Source organism: Massilia sp. Mn16-1_5, from assembly GCF_004798585.1.
Lineage (GTDB): Bacteria > Pseudomonadota > Gammaproteobacteria > Burkholderiales > Burkholderiaceae_D > Telluria.
Genome location: NZ_PPXQ01000001.1, coordinates 341,878 through 356,747, shown reverse-complemented (window position 1 = coordinate 356,747; position 14,870 = coordinate 341,878). Strand labels below are relative to the sequence as shown.

Here is a 14,870-nt window from a genome sequence, read left to right as displayed (position 1 = left end):
GGGCATGCCGACGCGTCACGGAACCGGTGCGCTCCCGCACCGGTATCGAGGGACGCGAAGCCGATCAAACCCCGCTCTCGCTTGCCCGCGCCAATGCTTCCGCTTGCGGGCTGCGCATCCCGATTGGTTCCCCCACCTGCGCCGCGATCGCGTCGACCGCGCTCGCCACCCGTTCCGGCTCCGAATAATGCACCATGTGGCCGACCCCGGGCTGCAGGTGCAGCGTGCTCGATTTACCCCCGGCCTGGAGTTCCTCGTGCAGGCGCTCGGAATGGGGCGTGGGCTTGACGATCTTGTCCTGCGTTCCCGTGATGATCTCGACCGGCACGCGCAGCTGGTCGAGGCGCTTCGACAGAGACATGGCGGCCGGGATCATCAGCGCCGCTTCGGCGCCGCTGGCGCGCAGCTGTTTCGGGCGCAGCGCCATCCAGGGCGAGAGCTGCTTGAAGCGTTCCGACACCAGCATCGGCGCAAACACCCGCTTGCAGAGCAAGGGCCAGAGCAGGCGCGATACCAGTGGCGAGACCGTATGCCGCAGCAGGTCGCCGACGACCGGGATCGCCGGCTGGGCCACGAAAGGCACGTCCAGCCGCAGGGTAGGGTAGTAGTAACCCGACAGCAGCACCAGGCCGCGCACGAAGTCCGGCACTTGCAGGCCCATGGCCAGCGCCACCATCGTGCCCCAGGAGTGGCCCAGCACGATGGCCGAATCGACCCCGATCTCCTGCAGCGCGTGGTGCAACAGGCGGGCCTGGGCATCCGGGGTCCAGACCGTGCTGCGTGGACGATCGCTATAGCCGTAGCCGGGACGGTCGAAGGCGATGACGCGGTAGCGTCCACTGAGCTGGCTCATCAGCCCGCTGTACTCGAAGTCGTTGGCGACGACACCGTTCCCATGTAACAGGACCAGGGTCGGACCGCTGCCGCGCTCGAGATAATGCAGGCGCACGCCGTCGACGTCGACGAACTTGCCGCGCGGCGGGTTCTCGCTTTCGGCCTGGGCCGTCTTGCTGCGTACGACCAGCCAGGAGGCCAGCAGGCCGATGCCGGCCACGGCCAGCCCGGTGCGCAAGCCGCTGCCGGTGCTGCTGCCTGGTGAATCGATTGAACGACGCGATGTCCTCAAGATACTCCCCTTTCGTCGATGAGCCCGATCGGAACGGGCTGGTGATGGGCGCCGAGCCGCGCCGCGACCTGCGGCAGCAAGCGTTCGGCGGATGCTTCGATCTTCAGCGTGACCAGGTGGTCGGCGCGGGTGCGTCCGAGGTTCAGGGCGGCGATCGGCTTGCCGGCTTCGTCCGCCAGGCGGCAGAAGCGGAATCCCGAATACACCATCAGCGAGGAGCCGACCACCAGCAGGGCGTCGGCCGCTTCCATCTGGGCCAGCGCGCAGGCGGTGCGCGCGGCCGGGACGTTATCGCCGAAGAAAACCACGTCGGGCATCAGGGTGCCGCCGCAATGGCTGCACACCGGTAGCGTGAACTCGTCCAGGAATTCCGGTTCGACCTGAGCGTCGCCGTCGGGCAGCGGCTGGGCTGCCGCCTTCGCGACGTGCGGATTCAAGTCCTGCAGCTGGGTCTGTACAAACGCGCGAGGGACCCGGAAGCCGCACTGCAGGCAAAGCACGGAATGGATATTGCCGTGCAGTTCAAGCACGGCATGGCTGCCCGCACGCTGGTGCAGGCCGTCGACGTTTTGCGTGAGCAGTGAGCCGAGCCTGCCCGCCGCCTCGATCGCGGCCAGGGCTTCGTGGCCGGCGTTCGGACGCGCCTGGGCCAGTACCGGCCAGCCGATCATGCTTCGCGCCCAGTAGCGGCGCTGCACCGCCTGGGAGCGGCGAAATTCAGGTCCCTGGATCGGCTGCCGGCCGCGCCGCACGCCATCGCGGTCGCGGTAATCCGGTATGCCCGAGGCGGTCGACAGGCCGGCGCCGGTCAGCACCAGCGCGCGCGGGTGACGCTCCAGAAAACTTGCAAGCGCCGACACCTCGTCATGTACTTCGAATCCTTCGGCCATCGTGACGCATCCTCCCTTTCTGCTGGGATCCTAGCATCCTTGCGGGTTCATCCGACACACGATTCCGGGTGTTCATCACACGGCGCTGGCCGCAGCGCGCGCCCGTGGATACCGTAGGGACTCCACAAACTTGAAGAGGAAACCATGCGATTCTTGCTGACCGCGCTGCTGGCCCTGCTGTTCGCCACCGCCACTGTCGACGCCGCCGAGCCACCTGCCTACATCGGGCGCCACACCAGCACGCCTGAAGACCGGCGCGCGATCGAACAGGTCGTGGCCGACTTCCAGACTGCGCTCAAGACCAAGGATATCAAGCTGCTGTCGTCCCTGATGCTCAATTCCGATATCCCGTTCTCGTCGCCGGCCTCGCCTCAAAACATAAAGAAGATCCGCGAAGGCTTCGACACGACCGCGACCGGCATCCGCGCCGGCGGCTATTACGACTTCGCGCGCTTCATCCGCGAGAGCAAGGTCCCGGTCGAGGAACGCTTCTACAACGTCAAGATCACCCAGGACAAGAACGTCGCCTGGGTGATGTTCGATTACGAATTCGTCGAGGACGGCAAGGTCTACAACTACGGCATCGAGACCTGGCAGATGATGCAGGACCTCGAGGGCAAGTGGAAGATCGCCAGCGTCTGGTGGAGCACCAACCTGATGCCCCAGCAGTGATCTAGCGCGCCGACACGGCGATTCCGCCGACGATCAGGGCGAAGGCCAGCGCGTGATACAGGTGCGGCGCCTCGCCGAGGAAGCTTGAGGAGAGCAGCGCCGTGAACAGCGGCGTCAGGTTGATGAAGAAGGAGCCCAGCGTCGGCCCCGCCTTTTGCAGGCCGGCGCCCCAGCAGCGCATCGCCAGGATCGCCGGGCCGATCGCGACGTACAGCAGGGCGGCGGCCAGCGGCCAGCTCCAGGCGACATCGACCCCTTTCACTGCCCACTCGGCCCCCGACAGCGCTGCCGACCACAGCACGCCATACGCCACCTGGGCCAGCAGGAAGGCCGCCCAGTCGGCGCGCAGAGCGGGTACATCGCGCTGCTGCATCAGCATCCAGCTGTAGAAGGACCAGGCGATCGTCGCCAGGATCATATACAGGTCGCCCGCCACCAGGCGCAGCGCGGCCAGCTGCTGCAGGTCGCCGCGGCACAGCACCACCAGCACGCCCACGATCGACAGCAGTGCCCCGACAAGCTGCTTGGGCTTCACCGGCGCCTTGTAGAACAGCTTCCCGACCAGCAGCATCCAGACCGGCATGCCTGAGGCAACCAGGGTCACGTTGATCGGCGTGGAGCTCTGCAGGGCCAGGTATTGCAGCGAGTTGTAGAGCCCGACGCCGAGCAGGCCCAGCATGCTGTAGCGGCGCCAGTTGGACAGCACCGAGCTCCCCGGCCGCAGCGCCGCGCGTCCCAGCGGCAGCAGCACCACCAGGGCGATGCTCCAGCGCAGGAAGTTCAGGGTCATGGGCGGCACGGCGTCGCGCACCATGCGGCCGACAATGGCGTTTCCGGCCCAGAGCAGGGGCGGCACCGTCAACAGCAGCGCGGTGGAGAGGGGCAGCTTGCGATTCACGGGCTTTGCGCTGGCTCAGCGCCGGTCCGGCGTCAGCACGCTCGGCAGCGCTTTCGGCAGGGTGTCGGGATAGTCGCGCGAATAATGCAGGCCGCGGCTTTCGTGGCGCGACAGGGCGCTATTCACGATCAGGGAGGCCACGTCGACCAGGTTGCGCAGTTCCAGCAGGTCGTGCGTGATGCGGAAGTTGCGGTAGTACTCGTCGATCTCTTCCTTCAGCAGCTTGATCCGGTGCTGGGCGCGTTCCAGGCGCTTGGTCGTGCGCACGATGCCGACGTAGTTCCACATGAAGCGGCGCAGTTCGTCCCAGTTGTGGGCGATGACCACCTCTTCGTCGGCGTTGGTGACGCGGCTTTCGTCCCAGGGCGGCAGCACCGGGTTGTCGACGCGCGGCGCGGCTGCGATCTGGCTGGCGCAGGCGCGGCCCACGACCACGCATTCGAGCAGCGAATTGCTGGCCAGGCGGTTTGCGCCGTGCAGGCCGGTGCAGGCCGTCTCGCCGACCGCGTACAGGCCGGGGATGTCGGTGCGGCCGGCCAGGTCCGTGACCACGCCGCCGCAGGTGAAGTGCACCGCAGGCACTACGGGAATGGGTTCCCTGGTGATGTCGATCCCCAGTTCCAGGCAGCGCGCGTAGATGGTCGGAAAATGCTCCTTCAGGAACTCCGGGCTCTGGTGGCTGATGTCGAGGTGGACGTAGTCCAGGCCGCGCTTCTTCATCTCGAAGTCGATCGCGCGCGCCACCACGTCGCGCGGGGCCAGTTCGCCGCGCTCGTCGTGGGCCGGCATGAAGCGCGTGCCGGCGGCGATACCCGCTTCCGGCGGCAGCTTCAGCAGGCCGCCTTCGCCGCGGATCGCTTCGGTGATCAGGAAGGATTTGGCGTAGGGGTGGTACAGGCAGGTGGGGTGGAACTGGATGAACTCCATGTTCGAGACGCGGCAGCCGGCGCGCCAGGCCATCGCGATGCCGTCGCCGGTGGCGGTGTCGGGATTGGTCGTGTACAGGTAGACCTTGCCGGCGCCACCCGTGGCCAGCACGGTGTGCTCGGCTTCGAAGGTGAGCACCTTGCCGCTCTGCTCGTCCTGCACATACAGGCCGTGGCAGCGCGGCTGGCCGACCAGGCTTGGCGCGCCGCCATGGACGCCCTTGCCGGTGAGCTTGTCGGATGTGATGACGTCGATCGCGCAGTGGTGTTCGAACAGCGAGATGTTCGGATGCGCGCGCACCTTCTGTTCCAGCGTGACCTGCACCGCGTGGCCGGTGGCGTCGGCCGCGTGGATGATGCGGCGCTGGCTGTGGCCGCCTTCGCGGGTCAGGTGGAAGCCCAGTTCCGCCGAGGCGTCGCGGGTGAAGGGCACGCCTTGCTCGATCAGCCATTCGATGGCGGCGCGGCCGTGTTCGACGATGGTGCGGGTGGCGGCCTCGTCGCACAGGCCGGCGCCGGCCACCAGGGTATCGGCGATGTGCTGGTCGTGGGAGTCGCCGGAATCGAGGACGGCGGCAATGCCGCCCTGGGCCCAGTCGCTGGCGCCGTCGAGCAGCGCGCGTTTGGAGATGATGGCGACCTTGCGCGTTTGCGCGAGGTGCAGGGCCACCGACAGGCCGGCCAGGCCGCTGCCGACGATTGCTACGTCAAATTTCATGGCACAGATGATGTTTGTATAGAAGCATCATCATAGACGATTTGCCGTGGGTGCGTTCCCCCGTGCCCCGGGGCCGCCCCGGGGTGGCTACCCGTTACCAGGACCCGAGCCAGCCCGCGCAGGCAAAGGCGACGGCGTCGCGCCAGGCGCTGCGGCGCGCATCGAGGCTCGCATGGGCGATCTCGACGCGCCGGCTGCGCGGATGCTGGCCCTCGAGCGCGCGTGCGGCATCGAGGTTCGGGGAGCCGGCGCCGCCGCAGACCAGCAGCACGCGTCCGCCGAAGCCGCCCAGGGCCTGGGCCAGCGCCGGCGGCACGCTCGGGGTCGGGGTCTCCCGTCCGACCACGCGGCTGGCCGCGCGCCGGAAGGCGGCGGCGCGGCGCAGCAGGCGGTCGGCCGCCGAGCGTGGGCCGTAGTGCAAGGCCGGGCTTTGCACACCGGCGGCGACCTGGGGAAGCAGGGGATCGAGCAGGGCCAGGCCCGTCACGCGCGCGTCGCCCACCGCATACAGGGCCGCCCCGCTTGCCGCATCGCCCGGGGCGAGGATGACAGATTCTTTCATTTCGGGCACGTGGATGAAAAATTCTTTCATCGCGGCGCCGATGTCCTCGCCTCCCTGCAGGGCCGGGATGCCTTCGCTGTCGCCGGCGCCGAGGCGGTCGAAGCGCAGCACGGCCACGCCGCGCGCCGCCAGCAGGCGCGAGAGCAGGGTGAACTGGCGGTGGCTGCCGGAACGGTACTGGCTGCTGTCGGCCAGGATCAGCATGCCGCGCGCCAAAGGACGCTCGGGCACGTCGACGATGCCGATCAGGGCGTTGCCGGCGCAATGGAAGCGCAAGGCGCGCTGTTCGATTTTCATGCCGGTTCTCCCGAAAACAGGGCACAGGTGGCGGCGCGCAAGCCAGGACAATCGAGTTCGCCATCGCCGCTCCAGAGCGGGGAACCCTCGAGCGGATGGAAATGCAGGCTGGCGCCAAACGGGCGCCAGCGTTCGGCCAGGCGCGCCGCACTGGCAGCCACTTTCGCGGGCGCCGGTCCGCCGTAGGCAAACCAGTGCACCGGACAGGGCGGCAAGACCACATGGGCGGCGTCGCAGGCGTCGATCGCTTTCACCAAGGGTACCGCCACCTCGAAGCCGCCGACCTCGATCGCGCCATGCACTGCCAGCTGGGCACGCAGCGCCGCCGTGCTGCGCGGGGCGCCGGGCGCCGGATCCTGCAGCTGCTCGGACAGGCGCAGGAACTGGTTGATGCAGGCGCGCCCGCTCATGTAAGGCTGCCACAAGAGGACGCAGCGGGCATCGAGACGGGCAGCGGTGTCCAGCGCGAGCAGTCCCCCCAGGCGCAGGCCCCACAGCGTCAGCGGCCCGCTCTCGCGCTCGGCCAGCCAGTTGGCGGCCAGCACCAGATCCTCCTGCCAGATCTGCCAGCGCCCGGCGTTGAATTCGCCGCAGCTGTCGCCGCAGCCGAACAGGTCGATCTGCAGCACAGCGTAGCCGAGCGCGGCAAAGGCGCGCGACTGCAGGGCCGCCATGCGCCGCGTCCGGCTGAGTTCACCTGCAAAAGGGTGGACGTAGAGGATGGCGCCGCGCGGCGCAACATGAGGATTCGGCGCGTGGTACAGACTGAAGCGCGTGCCAGGCTCGGCATCGAAGAAAAACGGCTCCACGCGCGGCGTGGTCAGCAGCGGAGCATTCATGGCTGCGTTCTCCTGCACTCAAGGGCCTGGCGCGCGGGCTGGGCGTGTCGAGACCGGGTTATCGGCGATTTGTCAATTTAACGATCATGTATTTATGTCAATTAGACACGCGTGCCACGGGCCGGTCTTGCGCGTACACAGCTGTGACCAAGCAATTTCTATTGATCCTAGTCAATGACCGGCTTGCAGTTTTTCTCAATCATGCATTTTTACGTTGAGCATGATCGGAGGAAAAAATGGCCCAGCTGGCACATGAACTGGTGGAGGAAGCGGCCCTCTGGACGCCGCAGGCCACCGCCTTGCGCCACGGCGCCGAACGCATCAGCTATGCCGGCCTGGCCGGCGCGATCGCTGCCTTCGCCGGCGCATTGCGGGCCGCCGGCATCGGCGACGGCGAACGGGTGGCCGTCTGCCTGCCGGTCGGCACCCCTGCGGTGGTTGCACTGCTGGGCGCCGCGCAGGCGGGATGCGCCTTCGTCCCGATCGATCCGGACCTCGATGCCGGCGCGTGCGTCGCCATCCTGCGCGATTGCGGCGCCCGCCTGCTGGTGAGCGACGCCCAGCGCTACGATTTCCTCGGCGCAGCCCTGGGCGGCTGCCCCCCGCTGCGCAGCGTGGTCGTGCACAGTGCCGGAACGCCCAGGGCCGGCGCACTGCCGGTGCAGTCCTGGGATGCCTTCCTGGCATCAAGCGCCACCGGTCCGCAGTCCGCGACGACCGCCGCCACGCTGGCCGCGCTGGTCTACACGGTTGGCGGCAAGGGGCCGGCTGCCGGCGCGCGTGGGGTGGCCATGTCGCACCGTAACCTGGTTGCCGGGGCCGCATCGACGGCACGCTGCCTCGGCATCAAGCCAGGCGACCGCCTGCTGGCCGCGCTGCCGCTGCACGGCGACTATGGCCTGAACGCCTTGCTGGCCGGCCTCGCCGCCGGCGCCACCGTCGTGCTGGATGCGGCCGGCCGCGCCGATCCCGCGGCGCTGGCCAAACTGCTCGCCATTAGCGACATCACCGCCCTGGCGGCGCTGCCGGCGACCTGGGAAGGACTGGTGCAGCATGATCTGGAGCGCGCCGCCGAGTGCCTGCGTGTCGCAAGCTGCGCCGGCGGCGGCATCGGGCGCGAAGCCCTCGTACTGGTGCGCGCCAGGCTGCCGCATACCCGCATCCACCTGCTGTACGACATCGGCGAAGCCTGCCGCTCGACCAGCCTGATGCCGGTCCAGCTCGACGAGCGCCCGGGCTCGATCGGGCGCGCGACCCCGTATTCGGAATGGCTGGTGCTGCGCGCGGATGGGCGCGAGTGCGCACCGGGCGAGACGGGCGAACTGGTACGCCGCGGCGCGCTGGTGCCGCTCGGCTACTGGAACGATCCGCAAGCCGGCAGCGAGCAGTTCCGCTTCCTGCCGCCGGCGGCCGGACCTGCCGGCCGCAATCCCGGCAGCAGTATCCACTCCGAACCCGGCTACTGGCCCGGCGTCAGCGCGCGCAAGGACCTGGACGGCTACCTCTACCTGGCCGAGGGCCGTAATGAGATCATCGTCAGCGGCGGCTACCGAATCAGCGGGCGCGAAGTCGAGAAGATCGTGGTCGGCACCGGCCTGGTGGCCGAAGCGGCGGCGGTCGGGGTCGCGCATCCGGTACTGGGGCAGGTGATCGCCGTGCTGGCGACACCGCGTCCCGGGGCCCGGCTCGACTCCACCATCCTGTTCGGCGCCTGCCGCGCGCGCCTGCCGCAGCACATGCTGCCGGCCATGGTCGACGTGCGCCGGGCGCCGCTGCCGCGCGCCCGCGACGGCCAGATCGACCGCGCGCTACTGGCCGGCGAGCTGGCGCCGCTGTTTGCCGAGGTCGCGCCATGAGCGGCCTGTGCGGATGGGTGTCGACCGAACCGGCGGCACTCCCGGTCGAAGACATGGCAGCGAGCTTCGCCGGCGGACGCACGCCGCGCTGCGCCGGCCACGGCTTGGGCGCGGTGGCGCTCGCCGCCGGACCCGAGGAAGCCAGCCTGTATCACCAGGATGGGCTCCTGATCGTGCATTGGGGCGAGCGGGTCGAAGCACTGGCGCGCCTGTGGCGCACCCACGGGGCGCGCGCCTGCGCCGCCCTGTCCGGCCATTTTGCCTTCGCGCTGCTCGACGAGCGCCGTGGCGAAGCCCTGCTGGCAGTCGACCGCTGCGCCACGCGGCCACTGTATTGGCAGATGGCGGGACGCAGCCTGCTGTTCGCCAGCAGCAGCGAAGCCCTGGCGCGCCATCCGGGCGCCGGCCGCGAGCTCGATGCGCAGGCCGTGTTCGACTATCTTTATCTGCATGCCGTGCACGGCCCCGGCTCCATGTTCGCCGGCCAGCGCCGCCTCGCGCCCGGTGAATGCCTGCACCTGCATGGCGGCCGCGTCGAACGGATTCGCTACTGGCGCATGCGCTATACCGAGCATGCCGCCGAACAGGCGCCGCACACGGAACTGCTGGACGCGCTGTCCTGCGCGCTCGATGCGGGCGCCGAGCGGACGGGCGCCGCCCTGATGCTGGGCGGCGGCGCCGCCGGCACGCTGCTGGCGACGCTGCTGCAGCGCGGGGCGGCCGATCCGTTGCGCAGCTATGCGGTCGGATTCGGCAGCGGCGGCGCCGGCATGCTGGCGCGCGCGCGTGCCGCGGCGCGCAAGGCCGGCAGCCGCCATCGCGAACAGACCATCACTGCCGGCGACGCCGCCGACGCCATCGACGCGCTGATACAAGCCTGCGAGGCGCCCTGTGGCGATCCGGGCGCGGTGGCGATGCTGTTCGCGGCGCGCATGGCGCGCGAGGACGGCTGCACGCATCTGCATGGCGCCTTCGGTGCCGCCCAGCTGTTCGGGCGCGGGCGCTACGCCGGCCTGGCCAGGACCAACCGCTACGAACGCCTGCCCGCCGCGCTGCGCCAGCTGGCCATCGAGCCCTTGCTGTTCGGACTCGGTGCGCGCCTGCCAGGCACCTTCGAGCGGGTCCGCACCCGCATCGAGCTGTCGATGGCGCCGCCGCTGGCGCGCCTGCGGCGCCGCAATCCCTTGCTGGCCTACGGTTGGGCCGCCATGTTCGAACCTGATTTCCTCGAGCTGCTCGACCCCGAGCTGCCCGCCGCGCGCCAGGAAGAAGCCTGGTGGCTGGCCCAGGCGCGCAGCCCGGCCAACCGCGCGATCGACCTGTCCCTGCAGGGCGATCTGCCATGCCGCATCGTTCCCGCCTTCGCCGCCGCCTGCGCGGCCTCGAACCTGGAGCCGGTCCTGCCTTTCCTGGACGACGCGGTGGTCGCCATGGCGGCACGCCTGGCGCCGCGCCACAAGCTCGGGCGCGGGCCGCGCCGCCTGTTCGCGCAAGCCCTGCGCGAGGTGGGCGCGGCGCAGGCCGCGCACAGCGCGTGCGTTCTGCCCTTCGGACACTGGCTGCAGAGCGACGCCCGCCTGCGCGCGCTGGCCTACGACAGCCTGTCCGACCTGGCCGGCCGCCGCATCCTGCGCCGCGAATTCATCGACCTGCTGCTGGCGCGCCGCCTGCCGGAAGATCCGGCCAGCCACGGCCAGACCGTCTGGCGCCTGATGATGCTGGAAGGCTGGCTGGCGCGGGCGCGGCGCGATGGGTTCCGGCGACAGCCGGAACAGCGCCAGCCGGAACAGCGTGGAGCCGGGCGCTGCGGCGCCGAGCCCGACTCCGCCGCCCTGGTCGCCGGCTGAGTCAGGTTCCGGCCAGGCCGTCGTACACGGCCAGATAGCTGCGCGCCATGGCCGGCAGGCTGTGGTGCGCGATCACCTGGCCGCGCGCGCGGGCGCCGTGGCGCGCGCCCATCTCGGGAATGCGGCAATAGTCGGCGATCGCCGCCGCCATCACGTCGGGCGACATCGCCGGCACCAGGATGCCGGTTAGTCCGGGCTGCACCAGTTCCTTGTGCACGCCGACCGAGGTCGCCACCACCGGCAAGCCGGTCGCCATCGCTTCCAGCAGCACCTTGCCCTTGTCTTCGGCCAGCACCGGCAGCACCATCAGGTCCATCGCCCGCATCAATTGTGCGGTGTCGAGCCGTTCGCCCGGCAGCCAGGCGCGGTGCCCGGCGCCGGCACGCTCCAGCATGGCCTGGCACTCGGCGCGCATCGGGCCGTCGCCGACCATCAGCAGGCGCAGCCTCCCGTGCGCGGCGTGAGGCGAGGAAATCAGGCGCAGGAAGGCTTCGACCAGGGTGACGTCGTTCTTGGCCTCGTCCATGCGCCCGACGCTGCCGATCACGAAGGCGTCGTCGCGCATGAAGCCCTCGGGTCCGACGGCCGCGTGCGGCCCCAGGCGAGGATGAAACTGCAGGCTGTCGACACCATTGGAGATGTGCGACACGCGCGAGGGCGCGGCGCCGACCTGTTCGATCAGCCAGCGTTCCTGCTCGGCGCTGGCGGCGATGTAGTGGCCTACCAGGGGGCGCAGCAGCCGGCGCAGCAGGCCGGGCTGGCGGCCGCGCCGGGGTTCGGCCGCCATCGATCCGTATTCGTCCCCGTAGCCGGACCCGGACCCGGAATCGCGCCGGACGTCCCGGCCATACTCGCCATGTACCCGAAGCCGCACGCCCGCCAGCGCCGCCGCCAGCTGGCCTTCGAGTCCGCCCAGGTCGCGCGTGTGGACCACGTCGGGACGCAGCGCGCGCAGGGTGCGCACCATGCGCAGGACCAGGCTCGGGTTGAAGCCGCCGGGGCCGGAGGCGCCGCGCTTGTGCAGGTCGATGACTTCGACGCCATGTTCGCGCAGGTCCGCGTGGAACATGCCGTCCTCGCCCAGGCACAGCACGGCATGCCGGTAACGTTCACCCGGCATGTGCGCAATCAGGTCGAGCAGGCCGTTGCCGGCGCCGCCGCCATCGAGCCGGTTGACGACGTGGGCGACCAGGCGCGGCGGTGCAAAGGCCGCGCTCATCGCGGCGAGGGGGCGATTACCCATGGCAGACGGCGCCCGGGCGCGGGCGCAGGGACGGGCTGTGGGAACTCATGGGCAGATGGCAGGAGACGAGAAACAGGGCGAAATCCGTTGCAGCCGGGCCGGCCGGGGACGGTGGGCGAAGCACATGGGCGTTCTCCGATGAAATCCTGCTCACGGCGCTGGAAATGTCGACGCAGTAAAGGCTGACGCGGTAAAAGCTGACGCCGTAAAAGCAGATTATATGACTGCGCGCGGCGTGCACTGCGCAACCCTTTTTCCGATTGATACCCGTCAAAAGACTCTTATGCCTGAGCGAAACGCACAGCTCGGGCGAGCAATCTGCGCCGTGCTTGCGACATATTTCTTGGGAGCTTGATCTATGTTCAGATAGCAAAGAACAGGCCAAAACCCCGGGAACCCGCTTACTGCTGACTCTGTCTGAATGGATTCATGACGTTTTCGCCACCGACGGCGGGACGCTTTTATCAGGGAGACAGTATGTTGGTAGACGAAATGCCCATCGCATCCTTCCAGGCGCCGCCGGCGCAAGCCGTGGGAGCCGCACGCCGGGCCGGCGGCCAGGCCGCCCCGCGCAGCGAACCGCAGCTCTTCAACATCCGCGTCGCGCTCTCGGCGGGCCGCCACGCCGATACCGGGGCCCTGGTCCGGCGCATGTACGCCTGGCGCGGCTACGCCTTCGAGGCGGGCGAGCGCGGCGCAGCGGACAAGGTGACCCTGTACGCCGAAACCGGGGGCGAGCTGGTCGGGACCATGAGCCTGTGGCTGGACAAGGGTAATGCCTTGCCCGCCGACGAGCACTTCCGCGACCGGCTCGACATCCTGCGGCGCCAGGGCCGGCGCCTGGCCGAGCCTTCGCGCCTGGCGATCGACGCCGGCATGTCGAAGCGGGTGTTCGCGGCCCTGATCCACATCTCCTACCTGTATGCGCGCGCGCTGCGCGGCTACACCGACTACGTCATCGAGGTCAATCCGCGCCATGTGGCCTTTTACGAGCGCATGCTCGGTTTCGTTTCGTACGGCGGCGAGCGCACCTGCAGCCGGGTCGGCGCGCCGGCCGTGCTCTTGCGCCTGCCGCTCGACGAGATGGGCGCCCAGATCCGCAAATGGGGCGGCAGCGACGCGCAGCACGGCGGCGAGCGCTCCTTTTACCCGCATTTCTTTGCCGCCGGCGAGGAGCCGGCCATCAGCGCGCGCCTGGCCGCGCTGTGCCGTGGAGGAGAATGGGCATGAGCCAATTGAATGATCTGCCGCCGGATGCGCACCTGGATGCCCAGCCCTGCGCAGCGCTCGTCGAACTGGCGCAGGCGGTCGGCACCGCCAACCTCCTCTGCGACGACGCCACGCGCGAGCGCCATGCGCGCAGCACGGCGGCGCGGCCGGTGCTGCCGCTGGCCCTGGTCCGCCCCGCGGACGCGCTTGAAGTCGCCGCGGTCACGAAGATCGCCGCACGCCGGCGCCTGCCGGTCTACCCGATCAGTACCGGCAAGAACTGGGGCTACGGCGACGGCTGCGCCGTTGGCGCAGGCCAGCTCATCCTCGACCTGTCGCGCATGAACCGCATCATCCACGTCGACCCCGAGCTGGCCTATGCCGTCATCGAACCTGGCGTGACCCAGCGCCAGCTCTCCGATTACCTGCTCGATCGCGGCATTCCCCTGTGGGCCGACTGCACCGGGGCCGGTCCGGACACGAGCTACATCGGCAACATCATGGAGCGCGGCTTCGGCCATTCGCCCTACGGCAACCGGCTGCAGCACGTGGCCGGCATGCAGGTGGTGCTGGCCAGCGGCGAGCTGCTCGAGACCGGCTTCGGCCACTACGCCCAGTCGCGCACGACCCACCTGTTCCCGTATGGCGTCGGGCCTTTCCTGGACGGCCTGTTCACCCAGTCGAACATGGGTATCGTGACCCGCCTCGGCATCTGGCTGATGCCCCAGGCCGAATGCGTCAACCACTTCATCTGCAGCGTGCCGCGCCACGCCGACATCGCACCGGTCGTCGACGCCCTGCGTCCGCTGCGCCTGGACGGCACGCTGCGCAGCATCCTGCACATCGGGAACGATATGAGGGTGCTGTCCGGCGGCCGCGTCTTCCCGCGCGACAAAGTGGGGACCGGATCGCGCCTGCCGGAGGACATGCGAACGGCGATGCGCGCGGAGGCCGGCGTCGGCGCCTGGAGCGTCTCGGGCGCCCTGTACGGCACCGCGGCCCAGGTCGCAGCCGCCCGCGCGGCCTTGCGCAAGGCCTTGCGCGGGACCGCCGCCCGTCCTCGCTTCATTACCGAGCGCAGCCTGCGTGCCGGCGCCTTCGCGGCGCGCCTGCTGGGAACCAGCGGCGCGGGCCGGCGCCTGCGCGCCAAGGTGGCGCTGGGCGCATCGCTGTTCGCCATGAACCGCGGCGTGCCGAACGGGCGCTTCCTGGCCGGGGCCTACTGGCGCCGCCGCGCCGGCCTGCCGAAGGGCTTTCCGGAGCGCGCCGACCCGGCCCGCGACGGCTGCGGCCTGCTGTGGGTCTCGCCCATGCTGCCGCTACGCGGAGAAGACATGCTGGCCGTGCACGCGCTCGCCCAGGCCAGCTTCGACAAATACGGCTTCGACCTGTTCGCCACCTTCAGCATGGTCAACGAGCGCACCCTGGGAGGCGTGCTGACGGTCGCCTACGACCAGGACGATCCCGAGGAGACGGCGCGCGCCCGTGCCTGCCATGACGAAGTCTTCGCCAGCATGTTCGACGCCGGCTACATTCCCTACCGGGTCGGCAATCACGCCATGGCCCGGCTCGACCCGCAGGGCGACAGCTACTGGCGCACCGTCGGCGCGCTCAAGGCTGCGCTCGATCCGGCCGGCATCCTGGCGCCGGGGCGCTACCAGCCGGAGGTGGCGAGGGAGCTTGGCTGAGGCGGGCCTTCGCGGCGCCTGCGTTCGGCGCCGCACGGAGCGTTGCGCCCGCAGCGCCTAGGATGAGAACTCATTTAATCCTCTCTCAATCTTCAAGGA

At 69.6% G+C, this 14,870-nt stretch carries 12 protein-coding genes; 5 read left to right on the top strand and 7 right to left on the bottom strand.

The window, feature by feature from the left end; genetic code table 11:
• Positions 1 to 64 precede the first annotated feature (64 nt).
• Complete coding sequence (locus C2862_RS01555; RefSeq protein ID WP_229467239.1) at positions 65 to 1,126, bottom strand: alpha/beta fold hydrolase; 1,062 nt, start codon at positions 1,124 to 1,126, stop codon at positions 65 to 67.
• Complete coding sequence (locus C2862_RS01550; RefSeq protein ID WP_136218342.1) at positions 1,123 to 2,016, bottom strand: NAD-dependent protein deacetylase; 894 nt, start codon at positions 2,014 to 2,016, stop codon at positions 1,123 to 1,125. The genes C2862_RS01555 and C2862_RS01550 overlap by 4 nt, the downstream gene beginning before the upstream one ends.
• A 144-nt stretch (positions 2,017 to 2,160) precedes the next feature.
• On the opposite strand from C2862_RS01550, the gene C2862_RS01545 reads away from it, so the two are divergent.
• On the top strand, positions 2,161 to 2,688 hold the full coding sequence (locus C2862_RS01545) for a hypothetical protein (protein WP_136218341.1): 528 nt from the start codon (positions 2,161 to 2,163) through the stop codon (positions 2,686 to 2,688).
• Between the two features lies 1 nt (position 2,689).
• On the opposite strand, the gene C2862_RS01540 is transcribed toward C2862_RS01545, so the two are convergent.
• From C2862_RS01540 to C2862_RS01525, 4 genes are all read right to left on the bottom strand, one after another.
• Complete coding sequence (locus tag C2862_RS01540) at positions 2,690 to 3,586, bottom strand: DMT family transporter (RefSeq protein WP_136218340.1); 897 nt, start codon at positions 3,584 to 3,586, stop codon at positions 2,690 to 2,692.
• Between the two features lie 15 nt (positions 3,587 to 3,601).
• The gene (gene nadB, locus C2862_RS01535; RefSeq protein ID WP_136218339.1) at positions 3,602 to 5,230 is read right to left on the bottom strand and encodes an L-aspartate oxidase; all 1,629 of its coding nucleotides are present in this window, start codon (positions 5,228 to 5,230) and stop codon (positions 3,602 to 3,604) included.
• 94 nt (positions 5,231 to 5,324) lie between these two features.
• Complete coding sequence (locus tag C2862_RS01530; protein WP_136218338.1) at positions 5,325 to 6,089, bottom strand: hypothetical protein; 765 nt, start codon at positions 6,087 to 6,089, stop codon at positions 5,325 to 5,327.
• Positions 6,086 to 6,928, bottom strand: coding sequence for a hydrolase 2, exosortase A system-associated (locus C2862_RS01525; RefSeq protein ID WP_136218337.1), 843 nt, complete (start codon positions 6,926 to 6,928; stop codon positions 6,086 to 6,088). The genes C2862_RS01530 and C2862_RS01525 overlap by 4 nt, the downstream gene beginning before the upstream one ends.
• 236 nt (positions 6,929 to 7,164) lie before the next feature.
• Between C2862_RS01525 and C2862_RS01520 the strand changes: the two genes are divergently transcribed.
• On the top strand, positions 7,165 to 8,784 hold the full coding sequence (locus C2862_RS01520; protein WP_136218336.1) for an AMP-binding protein: 1,620 nt from the start codon (positions 7,165 to 7,167) through the stop codon (positions 8,782 to 8,784).
• Entirely contained in the window at positions 8,781 to 10,631 is a 1,851-nt protein-coding gene (locus tag C2862_RS01515) for an asparagine synthase-related protein (RefSeq protein ID WP_136218335.1), read from the top strand. Before C2862_RS01520 ends, C2862_RS01515 begins: the two co-directional genes overlap by 4 nt.
• A 1-nt stretch (position 10,632) precedes the next feature.
• On the opposite strand, the gene C2862_RS01510 is transcribed toward C2862_RS01515, so the two are convergent.
• Positions 10,633 to 11,874, bottom strand: coding sequence for a glycosyltransferase (locus C2862_RS01510; RefSeq protein ID WP_210735833.1), 1,242 nt, complete (start codon positions 11,872 to 11,874; stop codon positions 10,633 to 10,635).
• A gap of 477 nt (positions 11,875 to 12,351) precedes the next feature.
• On the opposite strand from C2862_RS01510, the gene C2862_RS01505 reads away from it, so the two are divergent.
• Complete coding sequence (locus tag C2862_RS01505; RefSeq protein WP_136218334.1) at positions 12,352 to 13,104, top strand: long-chain N-acyl amino acid synthase; 753 nt, start codon at positions 12,352 to 12,354, stop codon at positions 13,102 to 13,104.
• Complete coding sequence (locus C2862_RS01500) at positions 13,101 to 14,771, top strand: FAD-binding oxidoreductase (RefSeq protein ID WP_136218333.1); 1,671 nt, start codon at positions 13,101 to 13,103, stop codon at positions 14,769 to 14,771. The genes C2862_RS01505 and C2862_RS01500 overlap by 4 nt, the downstream gene beginning before the upstream one ends.
• Positions 14,772 to 14,870 lie beyond the last annotated feature (99 nt).

Bases quoted from the DNA above. Each gene is read 5' to 3' on its own strand.
- C2862_RS01550 (WP_136218342.1), bottom strand. From the start codon at position 2,016: ATGGCCGAAGGATTCGAAGTACATGACGAGGTGTCGGCGCTTGCAAGT.
- C2862_RS01545 (WP_136218341.1), top strand. From the start codon at position 2,161: ATGCGATTCTTGCTGACCGCGCTGCTGGCCCTGCTGTTCGCCACCGCC.
- nadB (WP_136218339.1), bottom strand. From the start codon at position 5,230: ATGAAATTTGACGTAGCAATCGTCGGCAGCGGCCTGGCCGGCCTGTCG.
- C2862_RS01530 (WP_136218338.1), bottom strand. From the start codon at position 6,089: ATGAAAATCGAACAGCGCGCCTTGCGCTTCCATTGCGCCGGCAACGCC.
- C2862_RS01525 (WP_136218337.1), bottom strand. From the start codon at position 6,928: ATGAATGCTCCGCTGCTGACCACGCCGCGCGTGGAGCCGTTTTTCTTC.
- C2862_RS01520 (WP_136218336.1), top strand. From the start codon at position 7,165: ATGGCCCAGCTGGCACATGAACTGGTGGAGGAAGCGGCCCTCTGGACG.
- C2862_RS01515 (WP_136218335.1), top strand. From the start codon at position 8,781: ATGAGCGGCCTGTGCGGATGGGTGTCGACCGAACCGGCGGCACTCCCG.
- C2862_RS01510 (WP_210735833.1), bottom strand. From the start codon at position 11,874: ATGGGTAATCGCCCCCTCGCCGCGATGAGCGCGGCCTTTGCACCGCCG.
- C2862_RS01505 (WP_136218334.1), top strand. From the start codon at position 12,352: ATGTTGGTAGACGAAATGCCCATCGCATCCTTCCAGGCGCCGCCGGCG.
- C2862_RS01500 (WP_136218333.1), top strand. From the start codon at position 13,101: ATGAGCCAATTGAATGATCTGCCGCCGGATGCGCACCTGGATGCCCAG.